The sequence below is a fragment of the Halodurantibacterium daqingense genome, from assembly GCF_042666235.1.
Lineage (GTDB): Bacteria > Pseudomonadota > Alphaproteobacteria > Rhodobacterales > Rhodobacteraceae > Halodurantibacterium > Halodurantibacterium daqingensis.
This window is the reverse complement of record NZ_JBHTFQ010000001.1, coordinates 99,685-121,919: the sequence shown is the minus strand read 5'-3', so window position 1 is coordinate 121,919 and position 22,235 is coordinate 99,685. Positions and strand designations below refer to the sequence as shown.

The 22,235-nt window shown below is 65.6% G+C and carries 24 protein-coding genes; 5 read left to right on the top strand and 19 right to left on the bottom strand.

Translation table 11 applies throughout. The features are described 5' to 3' along the window. Positions 1 to 11: 11 nt before the first annotated feature. From nusA to pip, 3 genes are all read right to left on the bottom strand, one after another. Positions 12 to 1,625, bottom strand: a complete 1,614-nt coding sequence (gene nusA, locus ACFQXB_RS00635; RefSeq protein ID WP_377397550.1) for a transcription termination factor NusA — start codon at positions 1,623 to 1,625, stop codon at positions 12 to 14. Positions 1,626 to 1,628: 3 nt separating this feature from the next. Further along, complete coding sequence (gene rimP, locus ACFQXB_RS00630; protein WP_377397547.1) at positions 1,629 to 2,219, bottom strand: ribosome maturation factor RimP; 591 nt, start codon at positions 2,217 to 2,219, stop codon at positions 1,629 to 1,631. 130 nt (positions 2,220 to 2,349) lie between these two features. After that, positions 2,350 to 3,339 (bottom strand): prolyl aminopeptidase, encoded by a 990-nt coding sequence (pip, locus tag ACFQXB_RS00625; protein ID WP_377397544.1) that lies wholly within the window; start codon positions 3,337 to 3,339, stop codon positions 2,350 to 2,352. A gap of 61 nt (positions 3,340 to 3,400) precedes the next feature. Between pip and ubiG the strand changes: the two genes are divergently transcribed. Beyond that, a complete protein-coding gene (ubiG, locus tag ACFQXB_RS00620; protein ID WP_377397541.1) occupies positions 3,401 to 4,153 on the top strand; it encodes a bifunctional 2-polyprenyl-6-hydroxyphenol methylase/3-demethylubiquinol 3-O-methyltransferase UbiG in 753 nt (250 codons plus the stop codon). Here the strand turns inward: ubiG and ACFQXB_RS00615 are convergent. The 4 genes from ACFQXB_RS00615 to ACFQXB_RS00600 are packed head-to-tail and all read right to left on the bottom strand — an operon-like array spanning position 4,150 to position 6,454. Then, positions 4,150 to 4,608 carry a MarR family winged helix-turn-helix transcriptional regulator gene (locus ACFQXB_RS00615; protein WP_377397538.1) on the bottom strand — a complete coding sequence of 153 codons (459 nt, stop codon included), beginning with the start codon at positions 4,606 to 4,608 and terminating at the stop codon, positions 4,150 to 4,152. The two genes, ubiG and ACFQXB_RS00615, sit on opposite strands and share 4 nt — an antisense overlap. Beyond that, on the bottom strand, positions 4,608 to 5,438 hold the full coding sequence (locus ACFQXB_RS00610; protein ID WP_377397535.1) for a carbon-nitrogen hydrolase family protein: 831 nt from the start codon (positions 5,436 to 5,438) through the stop codon (positions 4,608 to 4,610). Before ACFQXB_RS00610 ends, ACFQXB_RS00615 begins: the two co-directional genes overlap by 1 nt. Before the next feature lie 3 nt (positions 5,439 to 5,441). Continuing rightward, positions 5,442 to 5,699, bottom strand: a complete 258-nt coding sequence (gene grxC / locus ACFQXB_RS00605; RefSeq protein ID WP_377397532.1) for a glutaredoxin 3 — start codon at positions 5,697 to 5,699, stop codon at positions 5,442 to 5,444. A gap of 38 nt (positions 5,700 to 5,737) precedes the next feature. Further along, positions 5,738 to 6,454, bottom strand: a complete 717-nt coding sequence (locus ACFQXB_RS00600) for a double zinc ribbon domain-containing protein (RefSeq protein WP_377397529.1) — start codon at positions 6,452 to 6,454, stop codon at positions 5,738 to 5,740. Positions 6,455 to 6,500: 46 nt separating this feature from the next. Here ACFQXB_RS00600 and ACFQXB_RS00595 point away from each other — a divergent pair, with 46 nt between their 5' ends. Then, the gene (locus ACFQXB_RS00595) at positions 6,501 to 7,349 is read left to right on the top strand and encodes a methyltransferase domain-containing protein (RefSeq protein ID WP_377397526.1); all 849 of its coding nucleotides are present in this window, start codon (positions 6,501 to 6,503) and stop codon (positions 7,347 to 7,349) included. A gap of 94 nt (positions 7,350 to 7,443) precedes the next feature. Then, entirely contained in the window at positions 7,444 to 8,535 is a 1,092-nt protein-coding gene (gene hemH / locus ACFQXB_RS00590) for a ferrochelatase (RefSeq protein WP_377397523.1), read from the top strand. Positions 8,536 to 8,643: 108 nt separating this feature from the next. On the opposite strand, the gene ACFQXB_RS00585 is transcribed toward hemH, so the two are convergent. Then, positions 8,644 to 9,243: a L,D-transpeptidase gene (locus tag ACFQXB_RS00585; protein ID WP_377397520.1), complete on the bottom strand. Its 600-nt coding sequence runs from the start codon at positions 9,241 to 9,243 to the stop codon at positions 8,644 to 8,646. Positions 9,244 to 9,428: 185 nt separating this feature from the next. On the opposite strand from ACFQXB_RS00585, the gene ACFQXB_RS00580 reads away from it, so the two are divergent. Further along, on the top strand, positions 9,429 to 9,941 hold the full coding sequence (locus tag ACFQXB_RS00580; RefSeq protein ID WP_377397518.1) for a CAP domain-containing protein: 513 nt from the start codon (positions 9,429 to 9,431) through the stop codon (positions 9,939 to 9,941). 98 nt (positions 9,942 to 10,039) lie between these two features. On the opposite strand, the gene ACFQXB_RS00575 is transcribed toward ACFQXB_RS00580, so the two are convergent. The 10 genes from ACFQXB_RS00575 to hslO form a co-directional block, all read right to left on the bottom strand. Then, the gene (locus ACFQXB_RS00575; RefSeq protein WP_377397515.1) at positions 10,040 to 10,534 is read right to left on the bottom strand and encodes a L,D-transpeptidase family protein; all 495 of its coding nucleotides are present in this window, start codon (positions 10,532 to 10,534) and stop codon (positions 10,040 to 10,042) included. 112 nt (positions 10,535 to 10,646) lie between these two features. After that, a complete protein-coding gene (locus ACFQXB_RS00570; protein ID WP_377397512.1) occupies positions 10,647 to 11,420 on the bottom strand; it encodes an ion transporter in 774 nt (257 codons plus the stop codon). Between the two features lie 16 nt (positions 11,421 to 11,436). Next, on the bottom strand, positions 11,437 to 12,663 hold the full coding sequence (locus ACFQXB_RS00565; protein ID WP_377397509.1) for a class I SAM-dependent RNA methyltransferase: 1,227 nt from the start codon (positions 12,661 to 12,663) through the stop codon (positions 11,437 to 11,439). Further along, a complete protein-coding gene (locus ACFQXB_RS00560; RefSeq protein WP_377397506.1) occupies positions 12,660 to 14,486 on the bottom strand; it encodes an ABC transporter ATP-binding protein in 1,827 nt (608 codons plus the stop codon). The genes ACFQXB_RS00565 and ACFQXB_RS00560 overlap by 4 nt, the downstream gene beginning before the upstream one ends. After that, positions 14,476 to 16,326 carry an ABC transporter ATP-binding protein gene (locus ACFQXB_RS00555; protein WP_377397503.1) on the bottom strand — a complete coding sequence of 617 codons (1,851 nt, stop codon included), beginning with the start codon at positions 16,324 to 16,326 and terminating at the stop codon, positions 14,476 to 14,478. Before ACFQXB_RS00555 ends, ACFQXB_RS00560 begins: the two co-directional genes overlap by 11 nt. Positions 16,327 to 16,370: 44 nt before the next feature. Then, on the bottom strand, positions 16,371 to 16,955 hold the full coding sequence (locus tag ACFQXB_RS00550; protein ID WP_377397500.1) for a LysE family translocator: 585 nt from the start codon (positions 16,953 to 16,955) through the stop codon (positions 16,371 to 16,373). Positions 16,956 to 16,958: 3 nt separating this feature from the next. Continuing rightward, positions 16,959 to 17,555: a LysE family translocator gene (locus ACFQXB_RS00545; protein ID WP_377397497.1), complete on the bottom strand. Its 597-nt coding sequence runs from the start codon at positions 17,553 to 17,555 to the stop codon at positions 16,959 to 16,961. A gap of 56 nt (positions 17,556 to 17,611) precedes the next feature. Beyond that, positions 17,612 to 18,754: a CCA tRNA nucleotidyltransferase gene (locus ACFQXB_RS00540; RefSeq protein WP_377397494.1), complete on the bottom strand. Its 1,143-nt coding sequence runs from the start codon at positions 18,752 to 18,754 to the stop codon at positions 17,612 to 17,614. Further along, complete coding sequence (locus ACFQXB_RS00535) at positions 18,751 to 19,401, bottom strand: CoA pyrophosphatase (protein WP_377397491.1); 651 nt, start codon at positions 19,399 to 19,401, stop codon at positions 18,751 to 18,753. The genes ACFQXB_RS00540 and ACFQXB_RS00535 overlap by 4 nt, the downstream gene beginning before the upstream one ends. Further along, on the bottom strand, positions 19,388 to 20,380 hold the full coding sequence (hslO, locus tag ACFQXB_RS00530; RefSeq protein WP_377397488.1) for an Hsp33 family molecular chaperone HslO: 993 nt from the start codon (positions 20,378 to 20,380) through the stop codon (positions 19,388 to 19,390). Before hslO ends, ACFQXB_RS00535 begins: the two co-directional genes overlap by 14 nt. Before the next feature lie 72 nt (positions 20,381 to 20,452). Here hslO and ACFQXB_RS00525 point away from each other — a divergent pair, with 72 nt between their 5' ends. Next, complete coding sequence (locus tag ACFQXB_RS00525) at positions 20,453 to 20,893, top strand: NUDIX hydrolase (RefSeq protein ID WP_377397485.1); 441 nt, start codon at positions 20,453 to 20,455, stop codon at positions 20,891 to 20,893. 75 nt (positions 20,894 to 20,968) lie between these two features. Here the strand turns inward: ACFQXB_RS00525 and ilvA are convergent, their stop codons facing one another. Next, a complete protein-coding gene (gene ilvA / locus ACFQXB_RS00520) occupies positions 20,969 to 22,207 on the bottom strand; it encodes a threonine ammonia-lyase IlvA (protein WP_377397482.1) in 1,239 nt (412 codons plus the stop codon). Positions 22,208 to 22,235: the final 28 nt, after the last annotated feature.

The window sequence follows — 22,235 nt, the reverse complement described above, 5'->3', positions numbered from 1 at the left end:
CTCCGGGCCGCTCAGGCCTCGTCCTCTTCGCCGTCCACCTCTGCTTCGGCCTCATCGGCCTCAAGCTCGGAGGGATCGACCCAGCCCAGAAGCACGCGCGCGGTCATCACCAGCGTCTGCGCCTCTTCAAGGCTTACGTCGAACTTCTCCAGCACGCCTTCATCCTTGACACGCTGCCCGTTGACCGTGGTCCAGCCACCGGCCAGTTCCCAGTCGGCGCAGGTGGCAAAGTCTTCCAGCGTCTTGACGCCGTCCTTGGCCAGGGCCTCGACCATCTGCGGGGTCAGCCCGTCGAAGGTGATGAGGCTCTCCTCGGCGCCCAGCGCGCGGGCATTTTCAAGCGCCTTGCGGTTGGCTTCCTCAAGCTGGTCGCGGGCGCGGGCCTGAAGTTCGTTCGCCGTGTCGGCATCAAAGCCGTCGATGGACAGAAGCTCGTCCTGATCGACATATGCGACTTCTTCGAGATTTGTGAAGCCCTCGGCGACAAGAAGTTGTGCGAGCGTTTCATCCACATCCAGCGTATCCATGAACAGCTGCGTGCGTTCGGCAAATTCGGCCTGACGGCGCGCGGCTTCATCGGCTTCGGTCATGATATCGATGTCGAGCCCGGTGAGCTGGCTTGCCAGCCGCACGTTCTGACCGCGACGTCCGATCGCCAGCGACAGCTGTTCGTCCGGAACGACAACCTCGATCCGGCCGGCATCCTCGTCGATCACCACTTTCGACACTTCGGCCGGCTGCAGCGCGTTGACAAGGAAGGTCGCCTGATCCTCGTTCCACGGGATGATGTCGATCTTCTCGCCCTGAAGCTCGTTCACCACCGCCTGGACACGGCTGCCGCGCATACCCACGCAGGCACCGACCGGGTCGATCGAGCTGTCATAACTGATGACGGCAATCTTGGCGCGGCTGCCGGGATCGCGGGCAACGGCCTTGATCTCGATGATGCCGTCATAGATTTCGGGCACTTCCATCTTGAACAGCTCGGCCATGAACTCGGGCGCAGTGCGCGACAGGAAGACCTGCGGGCCGCGGGCCTCGCGCCGGACATCCTTGACATAGGCGCGGATCCGGTCGTTCGGACGATAGCTTTCGCGGCCGATCTTCTCGTTGCGGCGCAGGATCGCTTCGCCCCGGCCGATGTCGACGATGATGTTGCCGTATTCCTCGCGGCGCACCGTGCCGTTGATGATGGTGCCCTTGCGGTCCTTGAATTCCTCGTACTGGCGATCACGCTCGGCTTCGCGGACCTTCTGCAGGATCACCTGCTTGGCCGATTGCGCGGCGATGCGACCCAGTTCGACCGGCGGCACTTCGTCGATGATCTCGTCGCCCACCTTCGGATCGGCCAGATACTGCTTGGCCTGCTTGACGGTCACCTGTGCCTGGTGGTTTTCGACGGCATCATCCTCGACCACGGTGCGAACGCGGGTAAAGCGGGCGCGCCCCGTCTTGCGGTCGATGCTGACGCGGATGTCCAGCTCGGACCCATAGCGCGACTTGGCTGCCCGGGCGAGGCTTTCCTCCATCGCCTGAACGACCAGTTCCGGGTCGATCATCTTCTCGCGCGCTACCGCTTCGGCGGTCTGCAGCAGTTCAAGCTGGTTGGCAGAGGTGATTGCCATGTCTCACTCCTTTTCCGAAGCGCTGTCCGATTCGTCATCGGTTTCTGTTTCAATCTCGTCAAATTCGTCTTCGTCGATGATGCCGGCTTCCTTGCGCTGACGCAGCATCTCGGCGATCAGATCCTCGGTCAGAATCAGTTTGGCATCCGACAGCCAGTCGAACTTCAGCCCGATGGTGCCTTCCTCGATCTCGATCAGCACCTCGTCGCCCTCGGTGCCGGCCAGAATGCCCTTGAAGCGGCGGCGGCCGTCAATCATCTCGGTCGTCTCAAGCCGGGCCTCGTAGCCCTCCCAGACATCGAAATCCTTGAGCCGCGTCAACGGCCGGTCGATGCCGGGGCTTGAAACTTCAAGCGTATAGGCATCTTCAAGCGGGTCCTCGACATCCAGAACCGCCGAGACCGCGGTCGAGATGGCCGCGCAATCGTCCACGACGATGCCGCCCTCGGGCCGGTCGGCCATGATCTGAAGGATACGGGTCTTGCCGCCCATCAGCCGGACGCGCACCAGTTCAAAGCCCAGCCCTTCGATGGCGGGGGTGATGATCTCGGCAAGGCGCCGGTCGATGGCGGTTTTCGCGATAAGGTCGGTCATAGGTCCAAGCACAAAAAAACGGGCGCGCGGCCCGTGACATCTTTCCCGGTGGGTATCGGTTGTGGAGGCCGACACGCCGCTGTTGGCTTGCATATACGCGCCCCGATGCAAAACTGCAAGCGTTCTGGCGTCAGATCCCCAGCGCCCGCCCCTGATCGCGCAGAAGGTTCATCGTCCGCACCAGTTCCGCGCTTATTCCCGGCTCGGACAGGGCGTGTCCTGCCACCGGAATCATGCGCAGCGTCGCCTGTGGCAGGGCTTCCGCAAGTCGCCAGGCGGAAAGCGGCGGGCAGATCATGTCATACCGCCCCTGCACGATGGTCGCGGGGATGTGTTCGACCCGGGGCAGATTGTCCAGGATCTGGCCATCCTGCTCCAGAAAGCCGTTGTTCACGAAATAGTGGTTCTCGAGCCGGGAGAAGGCGCGGACGTAATCCGACGGGCTTTCCCCCACCGGTCCTTCATGTTCGATCGCGGCAAGGGCGTTTTCCCAGGAAGCCCAGGCACGGGCAAAGCGGATTTCCTCGGGCAGGTCGCCCGAGAACAGCCGCCGGTGATAGGCGCCGATCATGTCTCCGCGCTCCGCTTCGGGAATGATGCGGCTGAACTCGGACCAGCGGTCGGGAAAAAATTGCCCCGCGCCGCCGCCATAGAACCAGTCGAGCTCGGCCCGGGTCATCAGGAAGACACCGCGCAGCACCAGATGCGCCACCCGGTCAGGTTCGGCCTGGGCATAGATCAGCGCAAGCGTCGCCCCCCAGCTTCCGCCAAAGACGATCCAGCGATCGATGCCCAGCGTGGTGCGGATCCGCTCGATATCGGCGACAAGATGCCAGGTCGTGTTGTTCTGGACGCTGGCATGGGGACGCGAGCGCCCGCATCCGCGCTGATCGAACAGGACGATGCGATAGACCGCGGGATCAAAATAGCGGCGCATGGCCGGGCTGCAGCCGCCACCCGGGCCGCCATGCAGAACGACAACCGGTATGCCTTGGGGATGGCCGCACTGTTCCACAAAGATGCGATGGCCGTCGCCAGTGTCGATCACCCGCTGGTCGAAAGGATCGATCGGCGGATAAAGAAAGGCGCCTGCGCGCTTTTGGCCTGCGGTTCTGTCCATCAAGCTTCTATATAATGCTTCACGCAGCCCCGCCACGGGGTTTTGAGGAAAGGCAGAGCGCATGGACACCGAAACGACCCGCGGCACCACCGTCGATCAGGCCGAAATCGCCAAGTTCGAGGCGATGGCCGCCGAATGGTGGGACCCGAACGGCAAGTTCAAACCGCTGCACATGCTCAACCCCTGCCGGCTCGATTACATCACCCGCCAGATCGCGGCCGAATATGACCGCGACCTGAGCGCCGAGCAGCCCTTCGCCGGGCTGCGCATCCTTGATATCGGCTGCGGCGGCGGCCTTCTGTCAGAACCCATGGCCCGTCTGGGGGCCGAAGTTGTGGGGGCGGATGCCGCACCGCGCAACATTCCCGTGGCCAGGATCCACGCCGAAAAGATGGGCCTTCAGATCGACTACCGCGTGACCACCGCCGAGGCGCTGGCCGAGGCGGGCGAGGTTTTCGACGTGGTCCTGAACATGGAGGTCGTCGAACATGTGGCCAATCCCGCCTCCTACCTCGCGGCCTGCCAGCAACTGTTGCGCCCGGGCGGGTTGATGATCTGCTCGACGATCAACCGCAATGCGAAAAGCTGGCTGATGGCGATCGTCGGCGCCGAACATGTGATGCGCTGGCTTCCGAAAGGCACGCATGACTGGCAGAAGTTCATCACGCCCGACGAGCTTTACGACCTGCTGCGCGGTGCGGGGCTTGAGCCTGTGGACCGCAAGGGCTTTGTCTTCAATCCCCTGGGCTGGTCCTGGTCGCTTTCGGACCGGGATCTTTCGGTGAACTACGTCACCGCGAGCCTCAGGCCCTAGTCACCTTCCATTCGGATGCGCATTTCGCGCAATACCGGCAGCACGGCCCGCACGCGCGCGGCCCCCAGCGCCCGCACCACATCGCCCAGAACCGGGGTGATGGCCTGAAGTGCCGCGTCGCGGGCCGCCCGGCCGGCGGGGCTGATCGAGACGAACTTGCGCCGCGCATCGTCCCAGTCAGGGCGAATATGGACATGTCCTGCCCATTCCAGCCGCGTCAGCGTGTTCGTCATCGCGCCGCGCGTCACGTGAAAGCTGCGGGCAAGTTGCGCGGGCGTGCGTTCGTCGCTGACCCGGGCCAGCAGGTTCAGCACGCTGAAATGCGACAGCTCCATCCCCTTGGGCAGCACCTTCGACAGACGGTTGCGGGCAAGCTGGTCCGCCATGAACAATTCGCTGAACAGCGCCGCGGCCAGATCCTCGGTCTTGTCGGCTGTGCGGTCGGGTTCGGTCATCAGGGCCCCTCGAACGGTCGGTCGTGGGAAAGCGAGGGCACCCGCGCCCGCGCGCGCGCCACCTCGGACAGGTCGAGGTCGGCATAGGTGACGCCCGGTTCTGTCCCCGCATCGGCAAGCACTTCGCCCCAGGGCGCAATGGCCAGCGAATGGCCGTGGGTCCGGCGCCCGCGACCGGCGGTTTCGGGATGGAAACCGGTCTGGGCCGGGGCCAGAACGAAGCAACCGGTTTCGATCGCCCGGGCGCGCAGCAGGCTTTCCCAATGCGCGGCACCCGTGATGTGATTGAAGGCCGCAGGCACCGTCAGGATATCCGCCCCCGCCTGGGCAAGGCAGCGGTAAAGTTGCGGAAAGCGCAGGTCATAGCAGATCGTCATGCCGATCCGGGCAAAGGGCGTATCGGCCACTACAGCGCGCGTGCCGGGGCGATAGCCTTCCGATTCACGATAGGTCTCGGTTTCCGAGACGCGTACATCGAACATGTGGATCTTGTCATAGCGGGCGACGATCGCGCCATCCGGCCCGACCAGAAAGGACCGGTTGGCAAAGCGGCCATCCGCATCCTGCGTCTGCAACCCCAGCGACCCGATCAGCAGCCAGATGCCCAGCTCCGCCGCCTCGTCGCGCAGCGCGGCAAGGGTGGGGTCATCCTGTTCGTGGTGCAGCACCTGCCGCTGGTGGGCGCGGCTGGAGGACAGGCAGTTCGTCAACTCGGGCGTCAGAACAAAGCCCGCGCCCCCCGCCGCCGCAGCCCGCACCAGGGCCCGGGTGGCGACAAGGTTCTGCGCCGGGTCATCGGTGACCGTCAGTTGCACCAGCCCGGCGCGCATCGCCTAGCCCGCCAGCAGCGGATCAAGCTTGCCGCCGCGGTCCAGCGCCATGAGGTCATCGCAGCCCCCGACATGCCGATCGCCGATGAAGATCTGCGGAACGGTATGGCGGCCATTCGCGCGTTTCATCATCGTCTGGCGCAGGGCCGGATCGGTGGTCACGTCATATTCGGTAAAGCTGACGCCCTTCTGGCTGAGCAGGCGTTTTGCGGCATGGCAGAAGCCGCAGGTGGGCGACGTGTAGATTTCTACGGGTTGCATCTGGATCCCTTGTCCGAAGTTACGGTTACTATAGGGATTTAGGAACCCTTCGCAACGCGGGCCAGTGCCAGAACGCTCACCGCTGCGGCACCGGCGGCACGGCAGGCCTCGGCCCCCGCGTGAAAGGTGGCGCCCGAGGTCATCACGTCATCGACCAGAAGCACATGCCGGCCCACCAGCAGATGCCTGCGCCGCGGATGGACCGCCAGCGCCCCCTCGAGGGTGGCAAAGCGTTCGTCGCGCCCGCGTCCGTCAAGGCTTCGTGTGGCACGCGGACGCACCAGAAGATCGGGGCAATGCGCCAGCCCGGTGCGCGCAGCAACCCCGCGCGACAGCAGCGCCGCCTGGTTGTAGCGCCGTCTGAGCAGGCGCAACCAATGCAGGGGTATCGGCGCGACGATCATGTCCGATTGCAGCATCGGGGCTGCGGCGCGTGCCAGCCACTCGGCCGCGGCCCGGCCCACATCCAGCCGGTCGCCATGCTTCAGCGACAGGACGATCCTGCGGCCGTTGCCGGCATAAAGCATGGCCGCACGCCCGCGCAGCCAGGGCCGGGGCCGGTCAAGGCAGTCGTCGCAGTGGACGGGCGTGCCCTCATCCTCGCCCGGCAGGGGCATGCCGCATTGATCGCAGCACAGCCCCGCCACGAAGGGCGTATCGCGCCAGCAGGTGCCGCACAGGCCGAACTCGCTTGTGACATGGGCGCGGCAGGACAGGCATTGTGGCGGATAGATCGCCCTGAGCACGCTTTGCATTCCCCGCCCCGCCCCCTACATAGCGCCCACAACCGCAGGAGCGCCGATGAACCGCCCCCCCGACCTTGCCGATCGCACCGCCCTTGCCCGCCACCGGTCGCGCGTTGCAGCCGCACCGGCGCTTTTCCTGCACGAGGAAGCGGCGCTCGACCTGCAGGAGAGACTGAACGAGGTTAACAGAAGGTTTACGGCACCCGCGCTGGTGACGCATTTTCCCCGCCCCTGGCAAGCGGTCCTGCCGGATGCGACGATTGTTGCAGACGAGGATGTCCTTGCCCTGCGTGAGGGCGCGCATGACCTTGTGGTTCATGCGATGTGCCTTCACTGGGCGAATGATCCGGTTGGACAGCTGGTGCAGTGCAGGCGCGCGTTGCGCCCCGACGGGCTGTTCCTGGCGGTGCTCTTCGGCGGGCAGACCCTGGCCGAGCTTCGGGCCGCCCTGGCCGAGGCAGAAGCGCGGGTAAGCGGCGGCATCTCGCCCCGGGTTCTGCCGATGGCGGAAATCCGGGATCTGGGCGCGCTGCTGCAACGCGCAGGATTCGCGCTGCCGGTGGCCGACAGCAGCCTGCGGACCGTGACCTATGCCGATCCGCTCCGGTTCATGCATGATCTGCGGGCCATGGGCGAAACAAACGCGCTGGCGCAGCGGCTTCGGCGCCCGACGCGCCGCGCCGTTCTGGCCGAAGCGGCGCGCATCTATGCCGAAAACTATCCCGCAGGCGATGATCCGTCGCGCATCCGCGCCAGCTTCGAGATGGTCTTCCTCACCGGCTGGGCCCCGCATGACAGCCAGCAAAAGCCGCTGCGCCCGGGCTCGGCGGTGAAAAGCCTTGCCGAAGCGCTGCGCAGCCCGGAGCCGCCCATTCCGCCGCCCGCGACCAAGCGCGGCATTTGACCCGCGCCAAAAACCCTTTATCTGAGCGTCATCCCGCGCAGGCCCTCTGGGGGTCGCACGGAATGCCCCGGGGCCAGGACAGACAGGAAGCCACATGCTGGACGCACATACGGACGCGAATGCCCATGCCACCGTTAAACCGGGCGAAGGCCGCCTTGCCCACGCCGCACCGGATCACCCGCCCGTGCCGCGGGCGCGGATCGGGGTTCTGCTGGCCAATCTCGGCACGCCGGACAATTACGACTACTGGTCAATGCGCCGCTACCTGAACGAGTTCCTTTCGGATCGCCGGGTCATCGATTATTCGCCGCTTTTCTGGCAACCGCTGTTGCAGCTGGTGATCCTGACCAAGCGGCCCTTCACCTCGGGCGCGAACTACAAGTCGATCTGGAACCACGACAAGGGCGAAAGCCCGTTGATGACCATCACCAAGGATCAGACGGCAGCAATCGCGGCGCAGATGCAGGAAAGCTTCGGCGATCAGGTGATCGTCGATTTCTGCATGCGCTATGGCAATCCCTCCACCGAATCCAAGGTGCGGGCGCTGGTGGAACAGGGCTGTGAAAAGATCCTCTTCTTCCCGCTTTACCCCCAATATGCCGGCGCAACCACCGCCACCGCCAACGATCAGTTCTTCCGCGCATTGATGAAGGAAAAGTGGCAACCCGCGTCGCGAACCGTGCCGCCCTATTTCGAGCATCCGCTTTACATTCAGGCGCTGACTCAATCCGTCCGCCGCGTCTGGGACGCGATGGAGGAAAAGCCCGAGGTTCTGGTCACGTCCTACCACGGCGTACCCAAGCGCTATCTGCTGGAGGGCGACCCCTACCACTGCCAATGCCAGAAAACATCGCGCCTGCTGCGCGAAAGCCTGGGCTGGGAAAAGGACAAGGTGGTGACGACCTTCCAGTCGCGCTTCGGCTCCGAGGAATGGTTGAAGCCCTATACGGTGGAAGAAGTCGCGCGACTGGCCGAAAGCGGCGTGAAACGCATCGCGGTCGTGGCGCCAGCCTTTTCCGCCGATTGCATCGAGACGCTGGAAGAGATCAATGAGGAAATCCGCGAGAGCTTCGAGCATGCAGGCGGGGAGCAGTTCACCTATATCCCCTGCCTCAACGATGATGCCGCCCATATCGCGGCGCTGAGCGCGGTGATCCGCGAAAACCTGCAGGGCTGGATCGGCTGAGGCCGCGGCCGCCCGTCTGGCACTGGATGAGGCGGTCCTGCCGGGGCGGAAATGAAAAGGGGCGGCCATTGGCCGCCCTTCAGTTTTTGCCGCACCTTTGGCATTGCCTCAGATCAGCAGCACCTGCGTGCCGACATTGGTCAGGCGATAAAGCTCGGCGATATGTTCATTGAACAGCCCCACGCAGCCATTCGACGACCGGCGACCGATCTTGCGCGTGTCATGGGTGCCGTGAATCCGGTAGTACTGCCACGACAGGTACAGCGCATGTGTGCCCAACGGGTTGTCGGGGCCGGGGCCGACGAAATCGGGCCACTCGGGGTTGCGCAGCTTCATTGCCGGCGTCGGCGCCCAGGAAGGGCCTTCGACCTTGCGGATCACCTCGGTCCGGCCGCGGCGGGTCAGATCCTCGCTCAGCGGAACACTGGTCGGATAGAGGCGGTAGACGCTCTGATCCTCGGACCAGAAATGCAGCGCGCGCGAATCAAGATCGACCAGGACCGCACCGTTGCGCAGCGAATCGAAATAGGGGCGCCAGTCCAGCGTGCGGAAGCTCGAGATGTTGCGCTGAACCGAAGAAGACAGCGAACGTTCCATCTCGGTCGTGCCATCCTGTGCCCAGGCGGGCATGGCAGCCGCCGCCAATGCCGCAGCGCCCGTGCCGACGAAAACGCGGCGGTTCATCCTGTGAGAGCTCTCGCCACTCATCCTCAACGCTCCTTGATCACATATGGGGAAGGGCCACGAAATGCCGGCCCACCGCCTCAGAAATATCCTCTTTGCCAAATCACGGCAATTCACACACTTGTCAACCGACCTTGCAGCACCAGTTGGGTTTGATCATTGAGGCCCAAGCTTGTAAGGCTCGCGCAAACAACACTGGATGGCTGAATATGTTTCGTCTGACTGGTCTTTTCGTCGTCGCAGCTTTGGGTCTGGCCGCCTGCGCCGGCGCACCTCCGACGCAACTGGGCGCTGACGGGCGCCCGGTCGCCCGCGTCTATGATGTCGGCAGCATGAATACTGCCGAGGTGCAGTTCCGCATGGTGGATGCGGTGAACGCCTATCGCCAGGCGGGCAACCGCGCGCCGCTGCAGCTGAACGCACAACTGAACGCCGCAGCGGCGACCCATGCGCGGGACATGTCGGTTCAAAACCGCCCCTGGCACTTCGGGTCGGACGGCTCCTCGCCGGTGGATCGCGTGCGTCGTGCGGGCTATCCCGCCGCGCTGCGCGGCGAGGCAATTTCGGAAACCTACGAAAGCGAACTGGAAACGCTTGCCGCCTGGATGAGCGAGCCGCTGACGCGCAATGTCATCATGGACCCGCAGGCGCGCGACATGGGCTTTGCCTGGTTTCAAGAGCCCAGCGGCAAGATCTGGTGGACGCTGACCATCGGCGGCTAGGCCCACGACCAACGGCCAAGGGGCGCCGATGGCGCCCCTTTTCCAATCCGACTGTCTCAGGAAGCCGCGCCTGGGCCACCCCACCGCCGCAGCCCGGGTCAGGGAACGATGGTGATCGGCGTTCCGGTGCGCACCATCATCCAGATTTCCTCGATCTCCTTGTCGGTGACCGCGATGCAGCCTGCTGTCCAGTCACGCAGGCCGTTGTCCTTGCCCGCGCGCCCGTGAATGAAGATGTTGCCTCCTGCCGAACGGCCTACCTGCTTGGCGAAGGCATAATCGACGGGGTTGGGATAGGAGATTCCCAGCGACAGATGATAGGCGCTGTTCGGGTTGCGGCGATCGATGTAATAGGTGCCCTCCGGCGTGCGTCCGTCACCCTCGAACTGCTTGTGCCCGTCCGGCGAAAAGCCCAGGTCGATGTCATAGCTCTTGATGATCTGGTTGCCATGCAACAACATCATCCGGCGGTTCGCCTTTTCCACATAGATATGTGTCACCTCGGGTCCCTGATAGACCTGTGGTGCCTTCTGCCCGCATGCCGCGACCACGGCCAGCCCGAGCATAAGCCCGATCACCCTCAATATCCGCATTGTTCTGCCTGCCCCTTTGGGATTTTTTTGCAGAATACTGCGGAATCGGGGCATCTGCCTAGCCCCTTCCCGGCGACCCCATACGCATTTCGGGGGCCTTGTCTTTCGTCGGTCAGGCCTTCTCTTTCAGGCGTTCCTCGATGGCGGCGAGGCGGGCAAGCACCTCGTCGCGATAGGCATCGGTGCGCAGGTTTTCCTCTTCCTGGTGCGCGTCCTGCATCGAATTCACGATCAGGCCGACCAGCAGGTTCACCACGGCGAAGGTGGTCACCATGATGAACGGCACGAAGAACAGCCAGGCGTAGGGGTAATGCTCCATCACCGGGCGCACGATCCCCATCGACCAGCTTTCCAGCGTCATGATCTGGAACAGCGTATAGGCCGACAGCCCGATCGAGCCGAACCAGTCGGGGAAGCTCGCCGCGAACAGCTTGGTCGCCATGACCGCACCGATATAGAAGATCAGCGACATCAGCAGAAAGACCGAGCCCATGCCCGGCAGGGCGGTGATGAAGCCCTCGACCACCCGGCGCAGCCGCGGCGCGGCGGAGATGACCCGCAGCACCCGCAGGATCCGAAGCGCCCGCAGCACGCTCAGCGTCTGCGCGCCGGGCAGAAGCGAGGCGCCGACGATCACGAAATCGAACAGGTTCCATCCCGAGCGGAAGAACCGCCCGCCCCGCGCGAAGAGCTTCAGCGCGATTTCCCCTACAAAGACCGAGAGGCAGGCAAGATCCAGCAGGATGATGAGCCAACCGGCACGCGCCATCACCGTGCCCGATGTCTCGAGCCCCAGGATGACGGCGTTGAACAGGATCACACCAATGATCGCATTGCGCACGATGCGTCGCTCGAGCCACGCGTCGATCTGCTGTCTCAGTGTCATATCCGCCCCTTGCTGTTCAGTCGCGGCGGATATGGCCCTTCGTGAACCGGGCCGCAAGTTCGACATGCGACGACCAGCGGAATTGATCCACGACCTGCACCCATTCCAGGCTGTGGCCGGCAGAAACGAGCGTCCGCGCGTCACGCGCGAAAGTCACCGGGTTGCAGGACACCATCGCGATCACCGGCACGTCGCTTGCCGCCAGCTGCGCCACCTGAGCCTCGGCCCCTGCACGCGGCGGATCGATCACCACCGCGTCGAAGCGGCGTAATTCCTCCGCCATCAGCGGGCGACGAAAGAGGTCGCGCGCTTCGTGCGTCACGCGGCGCAGGCCCTCGGCTGCACGCCAGCCGCGGTCAAGCGCCTGAAGCATCGCGGCCTCGCCCTCGACGGCATGCAGCTCGGCCTGCCGGGCAAGCGGCAGCGCGAAGGTGCCGCAGCCCGCGAACAGATCCGCGACGCGGCGGGCGGATCCCACCGCCTCGGTCACTGCCGCGACCAGGGCCGCCTCGCCTTCGGCGGTGGCCTGCAGAAAGGCCCCCGGTGGCGGTGCAACCTCGGCACTGCCAAAGCGTTGCACCGGCAGCTGATGCAGCGCGACGGTTTCCCCGTCCCAGCTGAGGCGGGCAATCGCCCAGCGCCCGGTCAGTGCGGCAAGCTCGGCGCGCAGCGCGGGGTCAAGCGGCTTGCCCCCGCGCGCAGCGACATCGGCTCCGCTGTCGCTGCGGGTGACAACCAGGCTCATTTCGCCCTTGCGGGTTGCGCCAAGGGTCACGATGGCCTCAAGCGCGGGGATCAGCGCCATCAGATCCGGATGCAGAAGCTGGCAGCCCGGAATCGCCACCAGCGTATCCGAGGCGCGGCCATGCAGGCCGACGATGGCGCCCTTCTTCGTTCGCCGCCCCGACAGCGCCGCGCGGCGCCGGGACCGCGGCGGCGATGTCAGGACAGGCCGCATCGGGGCGTGGAGGCCCTGCGCGGCAAGGGCGGTCGTGACAACCTCCTGCTTCCAGCCGGCGACAAATCCGTCCGAGGCATGCTGCACCACGCAGCCACCGCAGCTGCGGAAATGGCCACAGGGCGGGCGCACCCGGTCGGACGAGGGCGTGACGATCTTCGGTGCCACCATGCGGCCATCGGACAACTCGCCTTCAACAACCTCGCCGGGCAGGGCAAGCGGCACCAGAATGCCCTCGGCTACACCGTCGCCCCTGTGGCCCAGCCGCGCGATGGTCAGCCTCATTCCGCGGCCTCGTCCAGAAAGCCGCCGGATTGACGCTCCCAGTAGCGTGCATAGGTGCCGCCGCGTTCCAGAAGCGCCTCATGCGTGCCTTCCTCGACGATCCGCCCCTCCTCCATCACGATGATCCGGTCCATGGCAGAGATCGTCGACAGGCGGTGCGCGATGGCGAGGACGGTCTTGCCTTCCATCACCCGCAACAGCGCATCCTGGATCGAGGCCTCGACCTCACTGTCCAGTGCCGAGGTTGCCTCGTCCAGCACCAGGATCGGTGCATCCTTGAGAAAGGCCCGGGCAAGGGCGATCCGTTGCCGCTGTCCGCCGGACAGCTTGACCCCGCGTTCCCCCAGATGGGCGTCATAACCGCGCCGGCCGGCATGATCGACCATGGATTCGATGAACTCATGCGCCTCGGCCTGTTTTGCCGCGGCGATCACCTCGTCCATTGTCGCACCGGGGCGCCCGTAAAGGATGTTGTCGCGGGCCGAGCGGTTGAACATCGCCGTTTCCTGCGTGACCATGGCGATCTGCTGGCGCAGACTTTCCTGGGTGACACTGCGCACATCATGGCCATCCAGCAGCACCCGGCCACGATCCGGATCGTAAAGCCGCAGCAACAGCGCAACCAGCGTGGATTTCCCCGCGCCCGAGGCGCCGACGATGCCGATCTTTTCACCCGGATGCACGGTCAGCGTGATATCCTGCACGCCGCCCGCCCCCGATCCATAGGCAAAGCAAAGCCCGTCGAACCGGATCTCGCCGCGCAGGCGCGGCAGGTCGCGGGCATCGGGCGCATCGGCCAGGGCATGGGGCGGGGTCAGGGTGCGGATCCCGTCCTCGACCTCGCCGATATTGCCATAGATCGCCATCAGCGTGAAACTGACCCAGCCCGTCATCTGTGCAATGCGGATCGAAATGGCACCGGCCGCCGCAATGTCGCCCGCAGTGGCCGCCCCTTCGGTCCAGAGCCACAATGTGCCGCCGATCAACAGCACCGGCAGGATTCCCGCCACCGTCATCAGCGACAGGCGGAACCAGGCTGACACCACGCCGAATTCCAGGCTGCGTTCGCGGAACACGGCCATGGCCGAGAGGGCGGCGCGATCCTCGTGTTCGGCATGGGCAAACAGCTTGACCGTCTTGATGTTGGTGATCGTGTCCACGACCTGCCCCGACACCATCGCGCGCGCCCCGGCCCGGCTTGCCGAGTATTTGCGCACCCGCGGGATGAAGAAGCGGATCAGCGCGAAATAGATCGCAAGCCACAGCGTCAGCGCCAGCGCGACCCGCGTGTCGATGGCCAGCAGAAACACCGCCGAACCCAGAAGCGACGCCAGGGCAAAGGCCACGACGTTGATGCATTCCGATGCGACATCCGTCACGGCGCGCGCGGTCTGCATCTGTTTCTGCGCGATCCGCCCGGCGAAATCGTTGTCGAAGAAGGTGACGGCCTGGCCCATCGTCCAGCGGTGGATCCGCGACAGCACCAGCGGCGTCACATTGGGCGTCACCACAACCGAATTCGCCGCCGACGAGGCCGCAAAGACCAGGGGACGCAGCAGCACGAAGAACAGGAGTGCACCGATCAGCAGCCCGATGTTCTGACTGAAGAACTCCTCGGGCCCGCTCCCAAGGGCGATGTCGATCACCCGCCCGAGGATCAGCGCCGAAACCACCTCGAGGATCCCCGCAAGCGCCGAGACAAGTCCGGCGCCAATCAGCACCGGCCATGACCCGGCAAGGCACCAGTAGAAGAACGCGCCAAGGCTGCGCGGAGGGGCGCCCGTCGCGGGCTGGAAGGCGTCGATCAGGCGGTCAATCTTCATGCGTGGCCTCGTCGGTGCCGATGAAGCCCCCCGATTGCCGCGTCCAGAACCGGGCGTAAAGCCCGTTCCGGGCGATCAGCGCATCATGCGTGCCCTGTTCGGCAATCCGCCCGTCCTCAAGAACCAGGATCCGATCCATGCGCGCGATCGTGGACAGGCGGTGCGCAATGGCGATCACGGTCTTGCCCTCCATCACGCCGTAAAGCGTGTCCTGAATCGCGGCCTCGACTTCGCTGTCCAGGGCCGAGGTTGCCTCGTCCAGAATCAGGATCGGCGCATCCTTCAGGATCACCCGGGCAAGCGCCACGCGCTGCCGCTGTCCGCCCGACAGCTTGATGCCACGCTCGCCCACCTGGGCGTCATAGCCGGTGCGCCCCTCAGGATCGCGAAGCCCCAGAATGAACTCATGCGCCTCGGCGCGCTGTGCGGCGGCGATCATTTCGGCCTCGGTCGCATCGGGGCGCCCGTAAAGGATGTTGTCGCGCACCGACCGGTGCAGAAGCGCGCTGTCCTGCTGCACCATGCCGATCTGCGCGCGCAGGCTGTCCTGCTGGACATGGCGGATGTCCTGCCCATCGATCAGGATGCGCCCGCCGTCGGGATCGTAGAAGCGCAACAGCAGCTTGACCAACGTGGATTTGCCTGCCCCCGACCGGCCGATCAGCCCGATCCTTTCGCCAGGGCGGATGGTCAGATCCAGCCCCTCGATGCCGCCGCTGCCGCGGCCATAGTGATGGGTCAGGCCCTGAAGCTCGATCCGGCCCTCGCGGAAGGCAAGCGGGCGCGCCGCCGGATCGTCGCGCAGCGTGATCGGCTGGGCGATGGTTTCCATCCCTTCCGCAACGACGCCAAGCGACCGGAAAAAGGTGGACAGCGCCCACATGATCCAGCCGGTCATCGCGTTCAGGCGCAGCGTCAGCGCCGCCGCCGCCGCCACCACCCCGACCGAAGCTTCGCCCGCAACCCAGAGCGTGATCGCCCAGCCCACCACCGCCACGATCAGGAACCCGTTCAGCGCCACCAGCGCCACATCCATCACCGTGAAGATGCGCATTTCCCGGGCGAAGGTGCGCCGCGTATTTTCGATCGCTTCATGCGCGTAATCAAGTTCGCGCGCGTGATGGGCGAACAGCTTGACCGAATGGATGTTGGTATAGCTGTCCACCACGCGGCCCGTCACCTGGCTGCGCGCATCCGACGAGGCCTTCGAGGCCGGCCCCACGCGGCGCATCGTCCAGCGCACCAGAAGCCCGTAAAGCACGAACCAGATCAGCAGTGGCACCGCCAGCCGAAGATCGGCCTCGGACAAGAGAACCGCCGCGCCGATCAGATAGGCCAGCGAAAAGGTGATCGCGTCGAAGATCTGGAACACCGCATCGCCGGCGGCGGGCGGCGTCTGCATGATGCGGTTGGCAATGCGGCCGGCGAAATCATTCTCGAACCAGCCGACGGACTGGCGCAGCACGTGCCGATGGGCCCGCCAGCGGATCAGCGTGCCGAAATTGGGCAGGATTGCATTGTTCAGAAGCGCCACGTCCAGCCCCTGCAACAGCGGCCGGACCAGAAGGATGAAGGCGCCGGCCAGCAGCAGTTCGGTGCCGTAGGTCTGCCATACCGTTTCGGGCGAGGCCGTGGACAGAAGGTCCACCACCCGGCCCATGTACCAGATCAGCCCGATCTCGATCGCCGCGACCACCACCGACATGATGGCGGTTGCGATGAACACCCCGCGGAACGGCCGGGCATAGGTCAGCAGGAACGGCCAGAGCTGCCGCGGAGGAGTGTCGTTCTCCTCATAGGGTGTATAAGGATCGACAAGCCGTTCGAAATGACCAAGCACGATTGAAACCCACTCTTGACCTCAGGCATATAGCCGGCTTCGGATCAAAGGAAAACCATCCCCGCCGAGATGGCGAGCATCAAGGCCATGAATGTCGTGAAGATCGACCAGGCCCGCGGGGTTTTCAGAAGCCAGGTCAGCGCCGTTCCCGCGGCGGCCCAGAACAGGCAGACGAACAGGTTGATCCCGGAAAAGGCCGCGGCAAGCCGCGTCGCTTCGCCCCAGGGCGTCAGGCCCGCCGCATAGCCCGAGGCTGCCGCCAGCGCCACCGCCCAGACCTTCGGGTTGACCCATTGGAACAGCATCGCCTCGTGAAAGCGCATCGGGCGGGCGGGTGCCGCGCCTTCAGGGGCGCGGGTCGATTGAAACAGTTGCCAGGCCATCCACAGGATCCAGCCTGCCGCCACGATCCGCAGCAGCAGGCCCAGCGTGGGAAGCCCCGCCAGCAGCGCGCCGATCCCCAGCCCGGTCAGCCCCGAGGTGATCCCCACGCCAAGCGATATGCCCGCGATCATCGGCAAGGTCCGCGCCATGCCAAAGCGCGCCCCGGCCGCCGTCAGCAGGATGACATTCGGGCCGGGCGAAAACAGGCCGGCAAAAACGAAACCGTGCAGCGGATCAAGGGGCAAGGCCTATTCCACAAACAGCCAGACGACGCCCAGTGCGATCGTGGCCCCCATCGTGATGTTGAAGATCCGCAGCCGCAGCGGGTCTCCCAGCCAGCGCCGCAGCGCAAGACCCGCAGCAGCCCAGCCGAAGGCCGAGGTAAAGCCGGCGGCGATGAACACAAGGGCCACCCACAGGGCCGAAACCATCGGCGCTTCGGCGCGCACGAATTGCGCGCTGATCGCAAGCGCCATGACCCAGGCCTTGGGATTGATCCACTGGAAGGCCGCGGCTTCGGTGAATGTGAAGGGCCGCGCGCGTCCGCCGCCTGCACCCAGACCTCCGGCTGTGGCGATCTTCCAGGACACCCACAAAAGCAGGGCCGCGCCCCCCCAGCGCAGGGCTTCGCGCAGCATCAGGCTCTGGCGGAACAGCTCACCCAGAAAGAAGCCCACCATCAGGATCATGAAGGAAAAGCCCAGCGCGATGCCCGCCACATGCGGCAGGCTGCGCCGCAACCCGAAGTTCACCCCCGATGCCGCAACCAGGGCATTGTTCGGCCCCGGCGTCCAGGCCGAGGCCATGGCGATCGTGAACAGCGACAGCAGCATATCGGGGGGCATGGCGGCGCGGCCTCTTGCAAGCGGTTCGACCTAGGTGCCGCTGCGCCGGGGCCTCGTCAAGCCAGAAGTTCCTCGCGGCTCAGCGCAAAGCCCGAGGCGATCCAGCGCGCCTCGGCTTCGCGCAACTGCGTGCCCAGCGCCGCACCCTGGAAACGATCGACGAGATCTGCCGCGCGCAGCGGAAACTGCGCGGCAGCCCCCTGTTCCAATGCTGTGCGCCAGTCGGGTGGCGGCGGATCACCCAGAAGCGCGGCCCGCGCCAGAACGGCATCCGCCCCGCGCGCAAGGCCCAGCCGATAGCCAAGCTCCCCCGCCGATGCCGCGGACCCGATCACGCCCTGCAGCGCCGCAAGGGCGCGTGCCTCGGCCCGCGACAGGCGCAGGCCTTCGGGGGCGCTTTCGCCGCCCAGAACCACAAGCCGGCGCAGCCAGTCGGGGGCTGCACCCGCCTCAAGATGCACAAGAACGGCCAAGGCCCGCGCATCGGCCCCCGGCAGAACCCGGGCCAGCACCCCTGTCGCTGCCATGGCGGCAACGGCGGGCGCGGGATCGGGCGCGGCAAGCAGCCGGCGCATTTCGGCCCCCACCCGTTCGCGCGACAACCCGTCCAGCCCCTCGGCCAGCGCGGCCACCGCGGCAAGCCCCTCGGGGTCAAACCCCCGCGCGGCATCCCCATACCAGGCGTGGAAACGGAAGAAGCGGAGGATGCGCAGATAATCCTCGCGGATACGGGCCCGGGGATCGCCCACAAAGCGCACATGCCGGGCCACCACATCCGCCAGCCCGCCAAGCGGGTCGATCACCGTGCCGTCGGCGGCGGCATAAAGCGCGTTCATGGTGAAATCGCGCCGTGCCGCATCCTCGGCCAGATCGTCCGAAAAGGCCACGGTCGCATGGCGCCCGTCGGTCTGCACGTCGCGGCGGAAGGTCGTCACCTCGTGGGGGATGGCGTTCGCGATCACCGTCACCGTGCCATGCGCGGCACCCGTGGGCACGGCGCGCAGGCCCGCAGCCTCGGCCAGGGCGATGACGCGCTCGGGGCGGGCGTCGGTCGCGATATCCACATCCGCCACGGGCATATCCAGAAGCGCGTTGCGCACGCAGCCACCAACCAGAAGCGCACGATGCCCCGCATCGGCCAGCATGGCGCAGACGGCCTGGGTCTCGGGCCGCTCAAGCCAGGGGCCGGACACCTTCACCGCAGGCTCTCCGCATCGTTATCCCTGCCCAGCCCATGCGCAAGCCCGCGCAGGATCCGCGCCGTGGCCCCCCAGATGTAATAGGGTCCATAGGGCACCGTGTAATAGCGCCGCCATTCGCCGCGCCACAGCCGCCGTTCCACACGGAACCGCGCCGGATCGGTGACATGCGACAGCGGGACCGAGAACACCTCGTCCACCTCGCCCAGCTGCGCGCGCGCGGCGAAGGGGGCGTGGATCCGGGCCAGAACCGGCTGGACCGCAAAGCCCGTGACGGTTTCATGCACCGGAAGCCGGCCGAAGGGTTCCACGATGGACGGATCGAGGCCGATTTCCTCATGCGCTTCGCGCAGCGCGGCGGCTTCGGGCCCGGCATCCTCGGCTTCGATCTTGCCGCCCGGAAAGGCCACCTGCCCCGGGTGATGCCGCAGATGCGAAGCGCGTTTGGTCAGGACCAGTTCCAGTCCGTGCCGCCCTTCGGTCACCGCAACCAGAACCGCCGCCGGCCGCAGGACCCGGTCGGCAGGCAGGTTCACATGGGGGTTGAGGTCGAAATCCGACGAGGCCGCGCCCGCCCGGCCTGCGGCGCGCGCGAGGCGCGCCCAGGGGTCATCGTGCAGCACCCGAACGGGATCAGGACTGTTCACCTTTCGCCTCGAACCCAAGCGTTTCGGGATCCAGTTCGTAATGCGCACCGCAGAACTGGCAATCAGCCGTCACGATTCCCTCGTCGGTGGTCATGGTGGCAATGTCCTTGGCCGAATAGATCGACAGGCTTTCGCGCACGCGCTCTTCCGAACAGGTGCAGCCGAACTTGACCGGCTGCGCATCATAGACGCGCGGGCCTTCCTCGTGGAACAGTCGCACCAGAAGATCGGTCGGATGCACCGTGGGTCCGATCAGCTCCATCTCCTCGACCGTATCCAGAAGCAGGTTGGCGCGGCTCCAGTTTTCCTCGTCATCGCCGCTGAGGATGTCGGTCGCGGCCAGAAGCCCGCCCTCTCCGGTACCGCCTTCGCCCTGAACATGCGGCGAGGCCTTGGGCATGTGCTGCAACATCACGCCGCCCGCCCGCCAGCCTTCGATCCCGCCCGGCAGGCGCGACCGGCCGAAGGAGACGGCAAAGCGCGTGGGCAGCTGTTCGGACTGCGCGAAATAGGTTTCGGCACAGGCGGCCAGCGACCCGCCGGCGATCGGCGTGATGCCCTGATAGGGAACCATTCCCTTGCCCTGATCGATCATGATCGCGAAATAGCCTTCTCCGATATGGTCGAAAGGCGCGCGCGCGGGATCAATCCGGTCGCGGTCAAAGCTTGCATAGGCGCGGATGCGCGCGGGCGTGCCTTCGGCGGTCGGGCCGTAGTAATCCGTCGCGATCAACCGCACCGGGCCATTGCCCCGGATCTGCAGCGACAGCTTCCAGCGCAGCTTGATCGTCTGGCCGATCATCGCGGTCAGCATGGCGGCTTCGGCCACCAGCGCCTCGACCTGGGGCGGGTAATCATGCTGGGCCAGCACCTGATCCAGCACGCCGTCAAGCCGCGCAACCCGTCCCCGGATGTCCGAGCGGTCAAGTTGAAATGGCAGGACGGTATCGTCCCAGGCGATCTGCGAACCAAGCGTCATGGGGTTTCCTTAAGTGCCGAAGAAAGGCATACCGCGTCTATATAAGGACGACAACCGAAGGGCCAAGGGCACATGCGCAGGTTCGGAGAAAGCCCACGTCCCGGGCAGATCTATCGCCGCCGCCCCGGCGTCTATGCGGTGATCCGGGAAGGGGGCGATCTGCTGCTGACCCATCAGCGCGATCCCGCGCCCGATTTCCAGCTTCCCGGCGGCGGCATCGACGCGGGCGAATCCCCGCTGCACGCGCTGCACCGCGAGGTTTACGAGGAAACCGGCTGGCGCATCCGCATCCTGCGCCGGCTGGGGACGTTCCGGCGCTTTGCCTATATGCCGGAATATGACCTCTGGGCGGAGAAGCTCTGCATGATCTATCTGGCGCAGCCGGTCCGCAGGCTTGGCCCGCCGACCGAGCCGGGCCACAGCGCCGTCTGGATGTCCGGCGCAGCCGCGATCCGCCTTCTGGGAAACGACGGCGACCGCCATTTCGCCCGACAAAGCCTCCGGACCCGATGATCGGATCAGCCCTGACCGCATGTGCGGCCTCTCCCGCCGCATTACGGGTTTCGGGTGTAGCCCTGCACACAGTCTCTAGATCAGGAATTCGGACAGGGTTTCATCGCGGGTGATGTCGCGGTAGGCAAAGCCCTTGGCATCCAGCCGCGCCAGAAGCAGCGGAAAATTCGCGGCGTCCCGGGTCTCGATCCCGATCAGCACGGTGCCGAAGTTGCGGGCCGATTTCTTCAGGTACTCGAAGCGGGCGATGTCATCTTCGGGGCCGAGCATCTCCAGAAAATCTCGCAAGGCGCCGGGGCGCTGTGGCAGACGCAGCAGGAAGTACTTCTTGACCCCGGAAAAACGCATTGCCCGCTCCTTCACCTCGGGCAGACGCTCGAAATCGAAGTTCCCGCCCGAGGTGACGCAGACAACCGTCTTGCCGCGGATCACCTCGCGCAGATCGCCCAGCGCATCGATGGCCAGCGCGCCGGCCGGTTCCAGCACGATGCCTTCGATGTTCAGCATCTCGAGCATCGTGGTGCAGATCCGGTCCTCGGGCGCGCGCAGGACATGGGCAGGATCGACCGCGGCAAGCATGGCGAAGGTTCGGTCCCCCAGCCGCGCCACCGCCGCACCATCCACGAAGCTGTTGACCTGCGGCAGGGTTACCGGCGCCCCCGCCGCCAGTGCCGCCGTCAGACTTGCGCCACCCTCAGGTTCGACAAAGCGATAATCGCACCGATCCCCCAGATAGGCCGTCACCCCAGAAGCCAGCCCGCCGCCGCCCACCGGCAGGATCACCACATCCGGCGCCCGGCCAAGCTGTTCCAGCATCTCGACGGCAACGCTCGCCTGACCCTCGATCACATCCGCATCGTCGAAGGGCGACAGGAACCACGCGCCCTGTTCGGCGCACCAGGCCTGGGCCGAGGCAAGCGACTGGTCAAAGTAGTCGCCGGTCAGCCGGATCTCGACCGCGCCGGCGCCAAACGTCCGGGTCTTGTCGATCTTCTGCTGCGGGGTGGTGACGGGCATGAAGATCGTGCCTTTCACGCCGAAATGCCGGCAGGCATAGGCCACACCCTGCGCGTGGTTTCCCGCGCTTGCACAGACGAACTGCCCCTGCCCCGGATCGCGCGCCAGAACCTTGCGCATCGCGTTGAAGGCGCCGCGGATCTTGTAGGAGCGCACCGGCGAAAGATCCTCGCGCTTGAGCCAGATCTCGGCCCCATACCGCTGCGACAGGTGGTCATTGCGCAAAAGCGGCGTCTCGGGAAAGAGGGCGCGCATCTCGGCACAGGCTTGGCGGGCATGTTCGGCAAAATCACTCATGGCGCGGGACGCTAGCCCCCTTTGCGCT